Below are 16,646 nucleotides of genomic sequence, written 5' to 3'. Positions count from 1 at the left end.
GCGGCTATTATTATTATGGAAACACGTTTCGACAGAGATGGGGGACCCAGTGACCAGTCAACGAATGGAAGCCTTTAGTGATGGTGTCCTCGCCATCGTCATTACCATCATGGTCCTCAAACTTGAGTTACCAGTCGACCTCGATATATCAAGCTTATATTTAACCGCTCCCACATTGCTGGCGTATGCTCTCAGCTACATATACGTCGGAATATACTGGGCCAACCATCACCACTTAGCTGGTGTTTCAAAAACTATTTCTGGATCCACTTTGTTAAAGAATTTACACTGGCTTTTTTGGATAACACTCATCCCGGTGGTCACAGAATGGGTAGGAACTCATCCTTTTGCGCCCATGCCGGCCATGTTCTATGGCGTCATTCTATTCATGTGCTCGGTGACGTACCATTTCCTCCAACGCGACATCGTTCGACGTTTGAGTCATGACGATTCAGGATCGCTGGAATGGGATCGTGATCTAAAAGGGAGAATTTCAATTATTGCCTATTTGATTGCTACAACCACCGCAGTTTTCATACCTGCCGTGTCTTATATCATCTATGCCGCTATTGCTCTCATCTGGCTCATCCCAGATACACGCCTTGAAAGACTTTTCGGAGAAAGCTAAGAATCAAATTGGATAAGAGAGCTCCTAGACGTCGTCCCATATGGGCCATCGTCGATTAGAGTCTTGCGTGATGGTCCGACGGTACACTCGAATTCGTTCTTTCCATGATTTTCTATGTTGTTTCCACATGAGCCCTGTGGGATCAACGTCAGGAAGTTAGCGAAAATTTCTAGCGCAACATTTCGATAATTGTGTTCAAAGACGCTGCAGACGAACTCGATTTCCCAAATCGCTCAGTAACAACAACATCAATCAATTGACACAGTTGCACATTTACTTTAACCGAGACTATAGCGGACCGAACCAAATCCACTGTAAAGACGACGACGGGCTACGTCCGTAACGACGGTCTATTTGATGTACGAATTCCGGCATCTTAACTAGTTTTCGAGGCAGACCATTGCAGCTCAATCATCCTTTAACTTTGAGGCATACACAAAATTGGTCAACTTTATCTACGAACTCTAACTATGCGACCCGGGCACATGTATTGTTTTACAGTCGCCTCCGAAGAAGCGTTCATCAAACAGTCAGCCTAGCCAAATTGTTGATATATCTTTTTGAGGATTTTGGTTGTTAACAGTCATAGCCCCGATAACTTACCAAACTTTAACTGCCAGCAAGACCCAGGTCTATAGCGACTATCATCAATCCTTTACAACTTCACCTGTCCTAGACTTCCTACACACTTCTTAACACAATTAGACGCGGAAACAGCAAAAGCCTTGACCGCCATCGTGCAAACGCCACTGTTGCTACTAGTTTTTCAGTCGCTATCTCATGCTGTGATTCAAAGACATCGCCTTCACCGATCTAGCTACTTAAGCGAATTCAAGTCTTTCTACTGAAGTGGCTTATATTTAAACCTGGCGAAATAAGATGTATCCGGAAATGGGGCTGTATCAAAAGTCTTGTGATTGACGAGGGATGGATTTCGGATTTTCCGGGATTCGTCCCTCGTCTTTTTGTTGTTTATGGGCATGTTTCCTACCGTTGTTTTCGTTGATATTTCGGGGTTTTAAGGTGAAATTAGGGTAGTGGAGGAGGTTAATGTGGACCATCGTTTTAAGCCCGTGATGTAGCATCAATCATTGTTGCTACCCCCAGATGTTTGTGACTTGATCGCCCCTGATGGTCTTGTCCGAGTCATTGATCAGCTAGTCGATCACGTCGATCGTGATTTACTGGATCGGTTGCATCCCGCAAGGCGCAGCGCCTGCATATGAGACCTGGTGATGATGCTCAAGGTCGTCTTATACAGCTATGCCAGTGGCATCTACTCTTCCCCAGACATCGCTAAGGCCACTAGGCAAGATTTACACGCCATGTGGCTCACTGGGCTGGCACCGATTTCGCATAACACGATTAACCGGTTTCCGTTCTTCGCGTATCGAGCCAGTGTTTGAAGAAAATTTTCACCCAAACAATCATGGTTTTAGCTCAACGTGGATATATTGACTTATCGACCTATTTCCTTGACGGAACAAAGATCGAAGCCAACGCTAATAAGTACTCCTTCGTATGGTCGAAATCTATAGCACGGTATAAGAGCAAGCTCCAAGAAAAATCCATGCTCACCTAGCCGCGATCGATGAGCTTAACGCTGATGAGGATTTCTACCAACACCAACTGAGATCGACTCGGTGGTGATGGACCAAGCAGTAGCTCGTATTAATGAGCATTTGACTACTCACCCAAAAGATCGGGCCCTGAAAAAGACAAAACGTCTTGTGGAAAAACAATGGGGCCTAAAACTTAGCGAATACGAGACTAAAGAACGCATCGCTGGCCCGCGCGGATCGTATCCAAAAACAAATACCGATGCCACGTTCATGCCAATGAAAGATGACCACATGGGAAATGGTCAGCTCAAAGCTGCCTACAACATCGAAGTTGGTACCTCCGGGCAATATATTATCGACGCCACGATCCATCAACGTCCTAGCGATACTACCCTGCGCTATTGAACATTTCGAGCACCTGAAATCCCAGCTTGGTGCCTTGCCCACAACGATTATTGCTAATACTGGATACGGTTCAGAACAAAACTATGCTTACCTTGACCAGCACAACGTACGGGCATTAGTTAAACACGCCGAGTTCTACCGGCTAATGAAAAATTAAGAAATGGCGCGATGCCTCATTCCGGAGCGCGAACTGGCCCTATGATCACAACACCGACACATATCAATGCCCTAACCACCAGACACTGACATATCAACGCACTCAACATGAAACAAGCGACCTTGGATATACGACAAGCACTCGAATATACCAGTGCCTGTCGTGTCAAGAAAGCCCCGTCAAATCAGATGCACAAACTCAAAACAACCCGGATTCTGTAAAATCATCGCTGTCAATCCCACCAAGAAAGCCTACAAAGACAAAGCCACCACAGATCTACGCACCAATAGCGGTAAACGTCTTCGTAAACAACGAGCTGTCGATGTTGAGACCGTTTTTGGCGACATTAAACATAACTATCACTTCACAAGGTTCACACTACGAGGTAAACGAAAAGTCACCACAGAATTCCGGTGGATCACCCCAGGACACAACCTCAGAAAAGTCCACCACCACAACACCAAAGCAGAACAAGAAAAAGAAAACACCAACAACTAGCCCACACATCCAGCCCATACCACCGCCTAGCCACCCGCAACGTAAACAAAAGTGGTCGGGAACATCCAAAGAAATTCCCGACCACTCCTAAAAGACTACTGATACAGCCCCATGAGTAATTGTGAAGCACTGGAAGCGTTTAGCTTTCCCGGATTATTTTGAATACCGGTCAACTAACTCGCGAAATATCATTGTTGACGGCGCCGCTCCAACATTGCATTTTCATCCCTCTTGACAATAAGGAAAATGAGGACAATGAGAATTGCAAAGGCACGAAACACGATAAACGTGACATTCCATCCAGCAAAATGGATGAGATAACCTACACCTGTAGATGCGAGTGTGGCACCTAGAAGATAGCCAAATAATCCGGTAAATCCGGCAGCAGTTCCAGCAATATTTGCAGGAGAAAGATCAAGCGCCTGCAGTCCAATTAGTCCGACTGGACCATAGATGAAACCACCGATCAGCGCAACCAAGGTCACCATTATTGCGAACGGTGTACCGACCGGCATGAGCCAATATCTCGCAATAGAAAGTCCGGCTCCAATAGTGAAAAGTATAATCGAGGCACTACGATTGCCGTTAAAGATTTTATCAGACGTCCAGCCACAGAGAATAGTTCCAATGAATCCAGCAATCTCGAATGCACCAAAACTAATCAGTCCACTCGTAATTGACATATTATGAACTTCCGATAGGTAGGTTGTCACCCAATTCAGCACCCCGTAACGCAATGCATAGACGAAAACATTTCCTATAGCAAGCAAAAGGATAATTTTATTCGTCAAAATATGCTTAAACACAAGGGCTTTGGTTGACACAGCTTGTCCGGAGCGCGAGTCGACTGTCACCTTCGGCGGGTCGTTCCGATATTCATCGATGGGCGGAAGTCCGACCGCTGTAGGATTGTCACGAATCAACACAAATGCAATAATAGCAACAACTAATGCAACAACTGCAGGCACCCAGAACGCTGCACGCCAATTGTTTTCCGTTAAATAGAGCCCTAAGGCGACGAGGAACGGAAGTGCACCTGCCCCTAGATTATGCGAGGTGTTCCATAACGATCCCTTCCAACCCCGTTCATTCGCACTAAACCACTGGACAACAACTCGACCACAAGGCGGATAGCCCATCCCTTGGAACCAGCCGTTGATGAACATAACGGTGGCAAACACGCCAACACTTGCCGATACCCACGGCACTGTTGCTACTACTAAGTTCATGACCGCCGAAAGCGATAGGCCTAAAGGCAAGAAATAACGAGCATTAGACCGATCAGAAACCATGGCGCTAAAAAACTTTGATAATCCGTAACTAATGAGCACAGCATTCGCAATGATTCCGATAGCCGGCTTATCGATCTATCAACCTTCATCGAGTAAGAGCGGAGCGATTGTGGAAATATTATTCCGAATCAGATAAGAACCTGCATATCCAAGAAAAATTCCCATGAACACTTGAAAACGATAGCGTGGATATTTCCGGGCAATCTCTTCCCGAAGCAGCCGTGGCGCCGCAGGCGGAGTAGCTAGCCAGGACAGCATACTTCCCTCCTATAATCTTAACTTACATAGAATGGCGATCGATACACCACTTGATGCGAGACCGCGTTATCTGACGCGCGATAGCGTCGACACTTTGAAACTACACTTCGACATCCGGTGATCTACAGGACGAAATATTTGGGAGACTTAAGTCCCTCGGGGTCCGATTTGAACTTTTCACTGCGAAGACGGTTATCGGCTTTAACACGCTTTCTACAAGCGCCGTAAAAATTAAATTGTGCCACGTGTCATACTATTTCCGTTTTGGCTACTCAAGAGGAGCCCCACTCACGCTGGTTTCACCTGTTCGCAACGCTGGCACAGACAATTAGTTCGACAGCCCCTCGATCAACTCTGATCGCTTCATTGTTGTTTAGAGAAGCCATAGGCTACGAAGCGATCTCTCAGTGTTCAGTGTGTGAAATCGAATCAACTGTAAATGATTTCATTTAATGAAAGTAGCTTTTTGAATTCGGTAGACGGCCACGCCCTTCCCGCCCGCATCATGTCATTAAATAGCAATTTGGAGCGAGATTTCTGTTTACGTTTTCCCCTCTTGAGTCAAGTAACCACGCATAATTCTCCTCGCCTCAATCGTATTCTCCTTATCCGAAGTTTTGAACACTCCGGTGGTCAAAACTTAAGTAGAGAGATACGCTCCCGAGGTCAAGTATCAACCTATAAAGAAACTGCAGCAGTATTAAAGCCGCAGATCAACAGTTAAAGTTTCACGTTCGAAAGATAAAGTCAAACGTGCCGATTTTCTGTGTTGGAGATACTATCAACACCGCTTTGACATGTTTCAAAACCCGAGCGAACCTGATATTCATCATTAATTTAATCTTCCTGCCTCTTGATTAAGATTCGTGAAGAGGACCGATATTGTTCAGCTCATTCCAGTCAACGGATGCCCCAACCGATTTAGGCTTTGCAAAACACGCTTGTCATTGCCGACGGTAGTGTACACAGATCCTTAGCGTTACCGGTGATATACACGGCTCAGCGCGATGTTCGTCAAAATCGGCAACGGTTAAAAACTCATCTGGATAAAGTTGCGAACTAGCCTTGGGTTCGGACAGGTCCTTTTCTTCCATCACGAAATAACCAAATCTTCAGAAAGCAAGGGCGATATTTCGGCTCATAGCGCAGCTCCGGAGAATACAACCGCCATCACCCCACCAAGAAGTATTCCACTAGGTGCAAAAACACGATAAGAACTGGTGTATTCACCGCGTTGTTTTCATCCTGAGAGCATCGTTACTCTGCACCCATTGACATACCGATTCAAATTCAGTCGGAAAACTCTTGCCAGTCTATCGGAGGCTGTCGATCGCCTATCTGGGAGTCAGACTATGATTTTATACCCAGCGGAATCGCCGTGATAGAAACCAGCACACAAGCAAATTGTCAGCGGCCTCCATCTGGAACGTAGTTCAGTATCAAAAGATCAGTCGTTTTCCCTGGTTTTTAAGCCCTTAAGACCTTGCGGGTGGAGGTCATACTTGCCCAATGATGAGCGCTCAATCGAGTTAAGTAAACTTTTAACTCCCGCGAAATTTTTCACATGGTCAGCAGCTTTTCGTTGATCTTTCATACACAAGCACGATCTGAACCCCCTGCCGGGGAAATCCAGTAGACGTAGCATTTTGGTACCGATCAGATTTATTCCATCATCGCTACGCTACGTACGAACGGTGCTGCAGTTGGGAGCCTTAACTTTTAACTTAGAGTAAAATAACTTATACTAGGCGATTCGCCCTGGTATAACAACTGGCCGCGTTTCGCGCGCAATTGTTACGGGGGCGAACACTTTTCACCCCCGTAACAATTGTGCCTAACTAATTCAACATCAGCTTTAGAGTTGACGTTTGCCCGTTGTTCTAAAAACCCGGTCCTGGATCTGGGCTTGAGTTTCTACAGTGGCATGGGTTGCTATCAGTTTCTGGTACTCTGCAGTGTCAAAATAGACCTCTTGGCGTGCCGGATTACGACGACGAGAGACACAGAAATAAATATGATAGAGGAAAACACCTGCATTGCATACGAGTGCAGCTAACGACACAAGGAACAGTGCAGTTCCGTTGTGGGAAGACTGATGTTCAAATATAGAGGCATTGGTGAACGTCGGAACGGTAAGAACGAACCCGGTCCACAAAGTCAATGTGTATGAACGATATTGAATCCATGCCCCGCGTCCCATCTTCATAAATGCTGGTACGGTACATGAAGCCAATAGTGCGACAGCTGAATACCATGCATGGTCAGAGATACAGTTGTAAACGAACGCAAAATTCCATAGATCGTAACCGATGATCCACCAAATTGTGAGGTCACCCCAAATGACCGTCCTATCACGGTTCTTCGATACAAAGATTCCGAGCCAGCCGGAAATTGCTAGCAGGTTGAGAACACCTGCGATCGCGTTCATAATATTCCACGATCCGCCCCAGTTGACCATTCCACCTTGATAGGGGTCAATTCCTTGAACCCAATATCCTTGGATGTCGCGTACAACGGCCTCTAAAATATTTCCGGCAAGCAAAATTGGCGGGAATAAAAGATACCAACGGTTATTACGCAGACGTGGCACAAGTTGAATTCCGACAAGTGAAAGCGAACCCAGTAAGGCCGAATAATGCTTAACGACGGGGAACCAGCCCGCCGTCGTCGTCCCTGCGGTTGAATATGGCCACCAGAAGATTCCAAGTGTAATTGGCAAAATAATAAAGAACAACACAATTGCCCACTTATAACGGATAATCAGCCAGGCTCCTACTGCCAGTGCAACCGTTGTCACAATAAGCGCAAGATAGTCGTACCACTCGCCAACTTCGAAGAAAAATAGGGTCGGGTAATCCGGAGGCACAATCGTAAATAAACTAGACATAGAAACGAATCCTTTCTCTAGTATTGAACAGATGACGGTAGGTGGCGGTTAACCACCTACCGTCATTGTGCTCAATGCTTCTTTCCCCATCCATGCAGATATGTTTTCTCGTTCTTCTGACGAATCTGCTCATCCCATGAGAACTCGGGCTCTTCCCAGTCGACGTAGTAGTCTTCGTCTAGGCGACCATCCCACGGTGTTCCCGGGCCCGACGGTGGCCAGTGTGGATTATCGGTCACCGGAGGTCTGATCTCAGCAACTGCCGGGTTACGACGGCCAAACCGCATCCACTGAGTCTCTGTTTCTTCGAACAATGGTGTTCCATCCCACCGACCAGCCGGAGTTTGCGAACCGAAGAACCGACCACCAAGAAGACCACGCATAATCCGACCACTGAGCTGGGGCTTCTTCCGGAACTCTGCAACACGTTTGAGGTAAGCGTTTTGCATGTTCGTCATACATCCGCCAACAAGTTCGATATTGAGCCAGTTAACAATTTTGTTAAACAAATTGTCGTCTTCATACCCAATGCGCCAATGATTGATTAAGCGACATCGCTCACCTTTGAGCGGGACAAGATAGAAGCACCATGCTGCAGCGAAATGTTTCATTCCTGGGAAGCGGAACGCATACGATCCAGGCGCAACCGGCGGCATTTTGGTATCAGTCCATGACACCAAATATTTACCTGGTACAATATCAGTCCACTCCATCGTCATACCGTGATAATCGAAGGCTGCGACATCACCAGGCGCAATCGCATCCTCAACTTGGAATTCTTCCTGGATCTCATAAGAGTTAAAGAAAGGTAGGCGGGCAAAGGTGCGCTCAAGGAATTCCGAGGAGAAGGAACCAGTTCGGTTACACCCGAGTTGCTTAAGGTAGCGATATACCGCGTATGCCGGGGCATCGATGTCGATTGCATACGTTGACGAATAGCCGTTATCGTAGTTCGCATCGATTAAGTCGTCTGCAGGATAACGAAATTCTTGTTCTTCTTGTGTTGCCTTGCCGTGCATCTGGCTGTAGGCATAGAGAAAACCGAACGTACCAACGCCTAGCACTCCTCCAACCTTCATAGCTTTCTTACAAAATTTCAGTGGAGAACTCTTTTTCATTACTCACGCCTTTGTCAGTTTCGGTTGGACACTTCTTTGTGCCACGATAACTTAACTATATTGTATCAAAACCCATTACAATGTGACTTAAATCCCACTCTCAGGAGGAGATTGAGGTCTATGCTATTTTACTAAAGGCACAATCACTCTGAGGAGAATGCTCAATGACGACATTCCTTGGTCTGTGGGAACTAGGCACTCCCCGGTTATGGATAATGCTCATCGTCGTATTTATTGCACAAGTTGCAGTAGCCGAGATTAACCGACGATGGCTATGGACATGTTTTGCTATGTGGATGGTTGGAGGTGTACTACTGATTCCATACGTCGCTTACCATGCCGTCCCACTTGTTGGCTGGTTCCCAGTGGGCAAATATATGATCATGGTCAGTGTTTCTATCCTCAATGGCTATCTCGTATGGCTCGGACGCAACAATCCGCATAAATTCCATCGCAATATTATGCTTATCGGTTTCGTTTCATGGCTAGGCGTAGCAACTAACATTATGGAAGCTAATATTCGCGATGTGGCGATCTACTTTAATACCGAATCCTATAATTCTTGCGCCGCTGACTGGCAATGTCTCAAGGAAGTCAACGATTCCCATGCCCTAGATATGATCGAAGGCTTACCAGAAACCCGCAACACCACAGCTGCGCTACATTCTGATGAATGGTATCAGGAAGTAGCACAGAACTTTGCCGATACAAACGTTGGAATCGATCCAGAAACCGGATTCCGCACTATCGGAGGCTGGTGGAACCTCGCTTCGGCAGCTGCAGGCTTACTCAACATCATAACGATGACAGGTTGGGCAAAAATAACTGTCTCTACGCGTAAAGAGCAAAAAGTCAAAGGGCTGATTTGGGCAGATATGATTTGGCCATGGGTTATCGCCTACGATCTGTGGAATCACGCATTTCTCTACAATGCGCTCGCCGATTACACCTGGTATTGCACATTCGCTCTCCTTCTGGCAGCAACTGTCCCAGCATTTTTGTGGGCGAAAGGGCAATGGCTGTGGTTTAGGTGCTATACACTCATGTTCTGGATCGCAATGAATAACGTTATTCCGGAGTTACTCATTTCTCCGGCGCAAAACAACTTCGCTACCATGAATCCAACAGCAAATATTGTCTGCTCATTACTTGCCCTTATCGCTAATATCGCGCTCTTTGTTTACTGCGTATACGTTGTTATCGTCAAACGCCGTCAGCCATACACAACAGGCCTATTCCAAGACTTTGGTGCTTACCGCACAATCGTCAAAGAGCACTGTAGCGAAGAAGATAAATACTGGATGTGCGACCTTATCAAGGAGACCCCGCAAGAGCTCGGATTTGAACCTGATTCATTACTGCCACCTGCAACAACTGGGTTTATCACGCATTTACCGTGGTGGGGTAAGAACGATAAACGTTATCCAAAGCTGCGAACTCCGGTGGCAGTCGATCCACTGCTCGATGCTAAAGGTGTTAAGAGCGATCCACAATGGGATGTAAATCTGCAAACACGACGGCGATAGTTGCTGTGGCATTCGTGCACTCGTCCTAGTTGTCTATAGTTCAGACATAGTTGTGGGAGGTACTCAACAGGAGTACCTCCCACAACTTCTCTCACATTCGAGTAACTCACATACCGCTAGAACGCCTAAATTAGTCCATCCAAGCTAACTTAGAGTGTGTCAGATAAGGCGAATCACTGCCATATTCTTCCGTCCCTTACGAACCAGAATCAGGCTGCTTCCAAGGACATCGCTTGCTTCAAGAGCGCGCTCTTCATCAGTAATTTTGACATTGTTGATAGCTACGCCACCTGAAGCGATAGTTCGACGGGCGGCCCCGCGACCCTTCTCAAAGCCAAGGCTCACTAAAACGTCTTGTACACTCGTTCCCAGAGACGCCTCGACTGACGGAAGCTCAGCGACTGCATCGCGTAACGTATCCGCATCCACCTCTTGTGGGTCCTTCTTTCCGAATAGGACCGAAGAAGCGTCCTTGACACGAGCAGTAGCCTCCGCCCCGTGAACCCACGTTGTCACTTCATCAGCCAAAACACGCTGTGCTTGACGGGCATGTGGCCGCTCAGCAACTTCGACTTCCAATTTTTCGATTTCTTCGCGCGAAAGGAAAGTAAAGACTTTCAACATGCGGATAACATCGGCATCTGCCGTGTTGAGCCAGAACTGGTAGAACTTGTAGGGGCTAAGCATCTGAGGATTGAGCCAGACCGCTCCCCCTTCAGTCTTTCCAAACTTCGTCCCATCAGACTTTGTAATCAGCTGATTAGTCAGCACATGAACGTTGGTACCTTCGACCTTACGGATGAGGTCCATTCCGCCGACGATGTTACCCCACTGGTCGTTTCCTCCAAGTTCGAGTGTGCATCCGTAACGACGGTAAAGTTCGAGATAATCATTTGCTTGCAAAATCTGGTAAGAGAACTCGGTAAATGAGATACCTTCATCAGACTGTAAACGACGGGCAACAATGTCTTTCGAGAGCATCGTCCCCATCCGGAAATGCTTGCCGAGGTCACGCAAGAAATCAATCGTGTTCATCCCCTGCGTCCAGTCAAGATTATTGACCGTAATCGCAGCATTTGGCCCCTCGAAATCGAGGAGTGACTCAAGTTGGTCTCGTAAGGCTTGGGTCCATTGTGCAACAGTTTCGCGAGTATTTAACGAGCGCTCACCCTTTGGGCGTGGATCGCCAATCAGGCCGGTGGCGCCACCAACTAAAACAATCGGCCGATGGCCTGCCATCTGCAAATGACGCATCATTTTTACTGCTACGAGGTGTCCATGGTGAAGCGAAGCTGCAGTTGGATCAAAACCACAATAGAACGAAATCGATCCTTCGTTCAGAGCTTTGCGAAGCTCATCAATATCCGAATGCTGGGCAATAAGCCCACGCCACTGGAGTTCATCAAGGATGTCAGCCAAGGATTTTCCTTTCGATCGTTCTAAGGTGTATACACACTTATGAGGCTATTTTGCCCTAAGCAACATCATCTCTCCAACTCTGACTCCCAATGTGTGGGCTACGGAATGTGTAACAGCTCCCATCGCTATCGGCTCCACCCATGAACCTCAGCAAACGGGTAAAATAAATTGTTGAATAATTGATAATTGAAGGCGAAGAGTGAATGGCGTGTTAAGACAAACAATAGTTATGGCAATGGCCTTTATCGGATTAATCATCGGGGCCGGATTTGCTTCTGGCCAAGAGCTACTCCAGTTCTTTATTGCATTTGGACTACCCGGTGTATGGAGCGCATTGGTTGCCGCAGTATTGTTCGCCATATCTGGATACATAGTGTTGCAATTAGGCTCGTATTTTCGAGCAAAAGAGCATTCAGCAGTTTTCGACGAGGTGTCCCATCCTATAGTCTCTAGGGCGCTTGATGTTTTCACAGTTTTAACACTATTCACAATGGGCTTCGTCATGATTGCGGGAGCTGGCGCTAACTTTCAACAACAATATGGACTCCCTCCGTGGGTTGGATCCTTAGTTATGGTGGGTTTAGTCATCTGTGCCGGGATGCTCGACGTCGATAGAGTAACACAAGTTATTGGCCTAATTACGCCATTTATCTTGATATTCATCATTATGGCATCAATTCATGCATTCACCGGCGCGACTTTATCTATTAATGCTCTAGAGCCAGTTGCTACTACTCTTACGCCTGCCGTCCCATCGATTACGATTTCTACTCTTAGCTACGTCAGCATGTCTATGGCCCTTGCCATTTCAATGGCTCTTGTGATGGGAGGCAACCTACTCAATACCCGTGCCGCTGGCTATGGTGGGCTACTCGGCGGAGGTATTTTTGGGGTCATTTTAGTTATTGCGGTACTGGCGATATTCTCTCAGATAGATAAGGTCAAAGAAGCTCCAATGCCCATGCTGGAACTCGTAAACCAAATTCATCCAGTCGCAGGAATCGCAATGGCCGTGATTATCTATGGGATGATTTTCAATACTGCAATCGGTCTATACTACGCACTAGCCAAACGAGTAACAGCATCGCGCCCCAGCCTTTTCTTGCCAGCCATCACTGTATTGGCAATCATGGGGTTCGGGCTATCGTTCGTCGGTTTCCAAACCCTTGTTGCGACGCTCTATCCTATCGTTGGATACTTCGGCATCATTATGATGTCCATCTTGGTATATGCATGGTTCACTCGACGCGAAGACATCCGTCACGAAGACAAACTTCGTGCTCGAATTCGACGTTTGTTACGGGTTAAGTGGGATGTTACCCGGGTATTTACACGCAAGCATCAAAACGCGTTAATCGCCGCTTTAGAAGAATCAAACGTGGACTCACTTGAACAGCATCGTGAAGTTTCTGCCGAAGTCGTTGCCGAAATTGAAGACGACGACGAAGCCGACGTCGAACCGGCATGGGATACGATTTCTCAACAGTGGGAAGAAAAGCCAACAGATCAAATTGACCCTACCGAGACACGAGTTCTTGAGTTGGAAGCAGAGCACGAAGATTGCGCTTGGTCTCCACAAGAATTATAAGTTCCTTGGTCTATTTCAGACGTGAACCAAATCCTTGAGCAATTACGTACTCGAAAAAAGCATCTTTGACTGGCGTTGTTTGCAGTTTCCGGACGACTTGATCGGTGAACGTATCTGAGCGCTGATTCATGTCACGAGTATCGTAATAGGTGGTCATCTGCTTGTCGTACCCAGTCAACGTATCAATCCAAGAATCGGGCTCTTGATAAACGTCCTCCATTACTCGAAGTCGGGCTGGAATACGCGGCTTAAGCTGCGGCTCTTGCGCCGGATAACCGAGCATAATACCCAAGACTGGAAACGTAAACTGCGGAAGTTTTAACGTCTTAATCAGCTCCGGAATGTTGTTGAGAATCGACCCTAACAGCGTAGCACCAAGGCCCATGGATTCTGCTGCAACTGACATATTTTGCAACATCAATACTGCGTCGGTAAATCCCTCACGGAAAGCATCCATTGATTTAGCAGGTGTTGGGTCGGCACCTTTTTCTTCTAAAATACGTACGCTTCGTCGTGTATCAGCAACGGCGACAATCAATTCTGGAGCACGCGCAATATATGGCTGATTCCCAATGCAAGCCAGGGCCTCTTTAATCTTGCTGTCGCGGATACGGATAAGCCCAGCATGCTGGAATCCACGAGAGGTCGAAGTTCGCATAGCGACCTCGAATAGCGTAGCCAAAGTATCTGCGGCGACTTCCCGATCCGTGAATTCGCGGATCGAACGGTGGCTAAGTTGTGTCTCAATAGTGTTATCCATCAGGCGTTTTCTACTCCGGGTCGTGAATGTGCTAATTCCAAGAGTTCATTTTTCAAAATAGCGGCACGGTCAACCGACGACGTGATCACGAGAACCGTATCATCTCCCGCGATACATCCGAGAACGCCATCGATTACAGCGCGGTCCAATGACGAAGCCAGAAGCTGAGCTGCGCCCGGAGGAGTACGTAACACAATCTGGTTTTCGGCTTCTTGCGCGCTGACAAGTAATTCGCGTGCCCACCGTTTCAGCTGTGCACGCACACCATTATCTGACTCAGCAAGGTCGGTTACACCGGGAATACGGTACACTCGCTGCCCAGCTGAGTTGTGTTCCTTGAAAGCGCGCAACTCTTCAAGGTCGCGAGAGAGCGTCGCTTGTGTGACAGCAATACCCTTGTCTTTAAGAATTTGTTGTAGCTCTCCTTGCGACGATATCGCGGAATGTTCAACGACGGCAACAATCATCGCTTGACGTGCCGCACGTGTAGTTGGAATAGATGGCTTCACAGTTTCCCTTTCATTTCTCCCATGGCCTCAACAAAAGGTACAAGATCGTCACGGGTAATGATTAAAGGTGGCAGCAGCCGAATTTGTTCACTGTTCGTTGCAGTAACGAGGAAACCCTGCGCTCTTAAATAGTGTTCACAGTTTTCCGCATCCGGCACATTAACTGCAAGCATGAGGCCTTCGCCCTGAACGTCATAACCTTGCTCTGTTAGCTTAGTCTTAAGCCATGCTCCGGTTAGTGTGACCTGTGGCATTAACGGCTCAATAAGATTCAAAACTGCTAAACCAGCTGCAGTCGCCAACGGGCTTCCGCCAGTAGCAGAAGCTTCTAACCCACGTTGGACCAACCTTCCAGCGGTTTGGAATCCGATTGTAACGCCGATAGGAACGCCCCCACCTAGTCCTCGCGCGAGCGTAATCACGTCAGCCACAACTCGCGGAGTATGTGCGAACCACCGTCCAGTGCGTCCCACACCGGACAAAGATTCATCAAGGATAAGCAACGCGCCATAGCGATCGCATAAATCACGGACACGACCCAGTTCAGCGTCATTAAGTCTTTCGATGGACCGCCCATGATGTACATCAATGACGCACGCTGCGACGTCGTCGTCGAAGGCTTGTTCTAAATCAGTTGCATCGTCAGCGACGTAGACGCCAGAAAGTAATGGCTCAAACGGAGCCCGGTAGGCTTCATCGGCGAGCGATAGGGCCCCCATAGTACGGCCGTGATATGAACGATTGAGCGTTAAGATACGTCCGCCAGGTTTGTGTAACCGCGCTAGCTTCAGCGCAGATTCCATAGCTTCCGAGCCGGAGTTCGAAAAGAAAACACGCGCAGTTGGGCCAAGATAGCCCTCATCAGACAAACACTGTTGCAAACGCTCCGCTAACGCGACTTGTGGTTCGGTGGCGTAAGCGTTAGACACATGCAGAATCTTTTCAGCTTGGTCAGCCAGCACAGCTCGCAATTGCGGATGATTGTGCCCCAGCGACGTCACGCCACCACCCGAATCAAGGTCAAGATAGCTTCGCCCCTCTGAGTCCCACACAGTGACACCGTCACCACGAGTAAGAACTAACGGCGGTAAGCCGTACGCTGCCATCATGCTCTGATCGTAACGTGGTAAGAGTCCAGACATAACACACCTTGCTTAAATTCGCTTTACCGTATAATTATACAAACCGCTGAATCTCGCCCGTAAGAAAAATATGGTTATTTAGGGTAACGTCACTAAATTTCCCATGGAGTTAAGCGCAATTTTCGCTCGGAAGCCCCGGCCCCTAGTTTGCTCCGCATCCTTAGCTCAGCTATTGAATCAGTTCCAGCACGCACCTGTGTTCCGGATATTCCATCTAGTTCCCCGTCTGCAATAGCCGTGATTATTTCAACCACCTCACGTGGATCGTTCCATTGTGTCCGGCCCTCATGCATTGCACGGTTAACTGTCATGTCAGTCCGCACTACGCCAGGGGCAACCGAGAAAACCCGTAATCCCTGAGAATAACCCGCCTCGTGGAGCGAACCAGCAAATCTGAGCAATGCTGTTTTCGACACGTAATACGCCGACGCCATTGCCGAATCCTGCACTGCAGCCCCAGAAGACAAATCGATAATCCGTCCGCCACCACGAGAGAGCATCGGCGGAATCAACGCGTGCGCAAGCAAATAAGGCGCGCGCAGATTGACCTCCAAGGTATTCCACCATACCTGTGGATCTGTGTCCCACGGCAGAGCTTCCTCTTCCATGACGCCAGCATTGTTGATAAGTAAATCCACTGGATAATTGAGAATTGTTGACAATACGCGGTCTATATCACTAGGAGCACCTAGATCAGCTCCCAAAGCAACAACATCTGCACCACGCGCGTTACATGCTTTCGCAGTATCATATAGCGCTTCATGGGTCCGAGCAGTGAGTAATAGGGTCCGCCCTGAACGAGCTAGACCACGAGCGATGTATGAGCCAATTCCGCGTGATGCTCCGGTAATTAAAACAGTTGTTGCAACTTCCATAGAAGCAGTCTAGCGTGTGGGG

At 47.7% G+C, this 16,646-nt stretch carries 16 protein-coding genes; 7 read left to right on the top strand and 9 right to left on the bottom strand.

Translation table 11 applies throughout. The features are described 5' to 3' along the window. The first annotated feature begins 49 nt into the window (after nucleotides 1-49). From BLT51_RS06430 to BLT51_RS09505, 5 genes are all read left to right on the top strand, one after another. A complete protein-coding gene (locus tag BLT51_RS06430) occupies nucleotides 50-628 on the top strand; it encodes a TMEM175 family protein (RefSeq protein ID WP_091282654.1) in 579 nt (192 codons plus the stop codon). Nucleotides 629-1,863: 1,235 nt separating this feature from the next. Beyond that, nucleotides 1,864-2,034 carry a transposase gene (locus BLT51_RS06425; protein WP_091281246.1) on the top strand — a complete coding sequence of 57 codons (171 nt, stop codon included), beginning with the start codon at nucleotides 1,864-1,866 and terminating at the stop codon, nucleotides 2,032-2,034. Then, nucleotides 2,031-2,210 carry a hypothetical protein gene (locus BLT51_RS09130; protein WP_157672942.1) on the top strand — a complete coding sequence of 60 codons (180 nt, stop codon included), beginning with the start codon at nucleotides 2,031-2,033 and terminating at the stop codon, nucleotides 2,208-2,210. Before BLT51_RS06425 ends, BLT51_RS09130 begins: the two co-directional genes overlap by 4 nt. A 67-nt stretch (nucleotides 2,211-2,277) precedes the next feature. Further along, complete coding sequence (locus BLT51_RS06420; RefSeq protein ID WP_172801333.1) at nucleotides 2,278-2,595, top strand: hypothetical protein; 318 nt, start codon at nucleotides 2,278-2,280, stop codon at nucleotides 2,593-2,595. 310 nt (nucleotides 2,596-2,905) lie between these two features. Next, a complete protein-coding gene (locus BLT51_RS09505; protein WP_157672940.1) occupies nucleotides 2,906-3,250 on the top strand; it encodes a transposase in 345 nt (114 codons plus the stop codon). 188 nt (nucleotides 3,251-3,438) lie between these two features. On the opposite strand, the gene BLT51_RS06410 is transcribed toward BLT51_RS09505, so the two are convergent. The 4 genes from BLT51_RS06410 to BLT51_RS06395 form a co-directional block, all read right to left on the bottom strand. After that, nucleotides 3,439-4,602 carry an MFS transporter gene (locus tag BLT51_RS06410; RefSeq protein WP_331712007.1) on the bottom strand — a complete coding sequence of 388 codons (1,164 nt, stop codon included), beginning with the start codon at nucleotides 4,600-4,602 and terminating at the stop codon, nucleotides 3,439-3,441. An 18-nt stretch (nucleotides 4,603-4,620) separates the two neighbouring features. Next, the gene (locus BLT51_RS09320; protein ID WP_231943919.1) at nucleotides 4,621-4,800 is read right to left on the bottom strand and encodes a hypothetical protein; all 180 of its coding nucleotides are present in this window, start codon (nucleotides 4,798-4,800) and stop codon (nucleotides 4,621-4,623) included. A gap of 1,855 nt (nucleotides 4,801-6,655) precedes the next feature. Continuing rightward, the gene (locus BLT51_RS06400) at nucleotides 6,656-7,687 is read right to left on the bottom strand and encodes a DUF5692 family protein (protein ID WP_091281237.1); all 1,032 of its coding nucleotides are present in this window, start codon (nucleotides 7,685-7,687) and stop codon (nucleotides 6,656-6,658) included. Nucleotides 7,688-7,758: 71 nt separating this feature from the next. Further along, on the bottom strand, nucleotides 7,759-8,766 hold the full coding sequence (locus tag BLT51_RS06395; RefSeq protein WP_091282651.1) for a hypothetical protein: 1,008 nt from the start codon (nucleotides 8,764-8,766) through the stop codon (nucleotides 7,759-7,761). A gap of 203 nt (nucleotides 8,767-8,969) precedes the next feature. On the opposite strand from BLT51_RS06395, the gene BLT51_RS06390 reads away from it, so the two are divergent. Continuing rightward, nucleotides 8,970-10,331, top strand: coding sequence for a DUF5692 family protein (locus BLT51_RS06390; RefSeq protein WP_091281236.1), 1,362 nt, complete (start codon nucleotides 8,970-8,972; stop codon nucleotides 10,329-10,331). Nucleotides 10,332-10,490: 159 nt separating this feature from the next. On the opposite strand, the gene tyrS is transcribed toward BLT51_RS06390, so the two are convergent. Further along, nucleotides 10,491-11,750 (bottom strand): tyrosine--tRNA ligase, encoded by a 1,260-nt coding sequence (gene tyrS / locus BLT51_RS06385; protein WP_091281234.1) that lies wholly within the window; start codon nucleotides 11,748-11,750, stop codon nucleotides 10,491-10,493. Nucleotides 11,751-11,979: 229 nt separating this feature from the next. Here tyrS and BLT51_RS06380 point away from each other — a divergent pair, with 229 nt between their 5' ends. After that, nucleotides 11,980-13,338: a YkvI family membrane protein gene (locus tag BLT51_RS06380; protein ID WP_231943918.1), complete on the top strand. Its 1,359-nt coding sequence runs from the start codon at nucleotides 11,980-11,982 to the stop codon at nucleotides 13,336-13,338. Between the two features lie 10 nt (nucleotides 13,339-13,348). On the opposite strand, the gene BLT51_RS06375 is transcribed toward BLT51_RS06380, so the two are convergent. The 4 genes from BLT51_RS06375 to BLT51_RS06360 form a co-directional block, all read right to left on the bottom strand. Then, nucleotides 13,349-14,098, bottom strand: a complete 750-nt coding sequence (locus BLT51_RS06375; protein WP_091281232.1) for an NADPH-dependent oxidoreductase — start codon at nucleotides 14,096-14,098, stop codon at nucleotides 13,349-13,351. After that, complete coding sequence (gene argR, locus BLT51_RS06370) at nucleotides 14,098-14,607, bottom strand: arginine repressor (RefSeq protein ID WP_091281230.1); 510 nt, start codon at nucleotides 14,605-14,607, stop codon at nucleotides 14,098-14,100. Before argR ends, BLT51_RS06375 begins: the two co-directional genes overlap by 1 nt. After that, entirely contained in the window at nucleotides 14,604-15,749 is a 1,146-nt protein-coding gene (locus BLT51_RS06365; protein WP_091281227.1) for an aspartate aminotransferase family protein, read from the bottom strand. The genes argR and BLT51_RS06365 overlap by 4 nt, the downstream gene beginning before the upstream one ends. Before the next feature lie 92 nt (nucleotides 15,750-15,841). Beyond that, nucleotides 15,842-16,624 carry an SDR family NAD(P)-dependent oxidoreductase gene (locus BLT51_RS06360; RefSeq protein WP_091281225.1) on the bottom strand — a complete coding sequence of 261 codons (783 nt, stop codon included), beginning with the start codon at nucleotides 16,622-16,624 and terminating at the stop codon, nucleotides 15,842-15,844. Between the last annotated feature and the right edge of the window lie 22 nt (nucleotides 16,625-16,646).

Source organism: Arcanobacterium phocae, from assembly GCF_900105865.1.
GTDB classification, from domain to species: Bacteria; Actinomycetota; Actinomycetes; order Actinomycetales; family Actinomycetaceae; genus Arcanobacterium; species Arcanobacterium phocae.
This window is presented reverse-complemented; position numbering and strand designations above follow the sequence as displayed.

Bases quoted from the DNA above. Each gene is read 5' to 3' on its own strand.
- BLT51_RS06425 (WP_091281246.1), top strand. From the start codon at position 1,864: ATGATGCTCAAGGTCGTCTTATACAGCTATGCCAGTGGCATCTACTCT.
- BLT51_RS06420 (WP_172801333.1), top strand. From the start codon at position 2,278: ATGGACCAAGCAGTAGCTCGTATTAATGAGCATTTGACTACTCACCCA.
- BLT51_RS09320 (WP_231943919.1), bottom strand. From the start codon at position 4,800: ATGCTGTCCTGGCTAGCTACTCCGCCTGCGGCGCCACGGCTGCTTCGG.
- BLT51_RS06400 (WP_091281237.1), bottom strand. From the start codon at position 7,687: ATGTCTAGTTTATTTACGATTGTGCCTCCGGATTACCCGACCCTATTT.
- BLT51_RS06395 (WP_091282651.1), bottom strand. From the start codon at position 8,766: ATGAAGGTTGGAGGAGTGCTAGGCGTTGGTACGTTCGGTTTTCTCTAT.
- BLT51_RS06390 (WP_091281236.1), top strand. From the start codon at position 8,970: ATGACGACATTCCTTGGTCTGTGGGAACTAGGCACTCCCCGGTTATGG.
- BLT51_RS06380 (WP_231943918.1), top strand. From the start codon at position 11,980: ATGGCAATGGCCTTTATCGGATTAATCATCGGGGCCGGATTTGCTTCT.
- BLT51_RS06375 (WP_091281232.1), bottom strand. From the start codon at position 14,098: ATGGATAACACTATTGAGACACAACTTAGCCACCGTTCGATCCGCGAA.
- BLT51_RS06365 (WP_091281227.1), bottom strand. From the start codon at position 15,749: ATGTCTGGACTCTTACCACGTTACGATCAGAGCATGATGGCAGCGTAC.
- BLT51_RS06360 (WP_091281225.1), bottom strand. From the start codon at position 16,624: ATGGAAGTTGCAACAACTGTTTTAATTACCGGAGCATCACGCGGAATT.